Origin of the sequence: Bacillus sp. SIMBA_074, assembly GCF_046534555.1 — a bacterium.
In the GTDB taxonomy this organism is placed as follows: Bacteria; Bacillota; Bacilli; order Bacillales; family Bacillaceae_G; genus Bacillus_A; species Bacillus_A mycoides.
This window is the reverse complement of the sequence record NZ_JAWRYM010000863.1, coordinates 1-254: the sequence shown is the minus strand read 5'-3', so window position 1 is coordinate 254 and position 254 is coordinate 1. Positions and strand designations below refer to the sequence as shown.

General features: G+C 49.2%; 1 pseudogene. It reads left to right on the top strand.

From position 1 onward, the window contains the following. A pseudogene (locus SB773_RS33205) lies at positions 1 to 254 on the top strand (CapA family protein); the annotation flags it as partial.

The following is a 254-nucleotide window of genomic DNA, read 5'->3' as shown; positions in this document are numbered from 1 at the left end:
ACGTCCTGCAAGGCTTTGAACAGTATCGCGGCAAATGGGTTGCCTACAGTATGGGTAATTTTATTTTCACTCGCGCTGTCGAACCAAAAACGTGGGACAGCATGGTGCTGCAAGCGAATTGTACAAAAACAGGTGATTGTCATCTGAAGATGCTGCCCTACTATGCTGAGCTGGGGCAAGCCGTACCGATGAATGATCACGACGGGGCCGCTTTATTGAGGCGCATCGAGTCGATTTCGGAAAATGTGCAAATC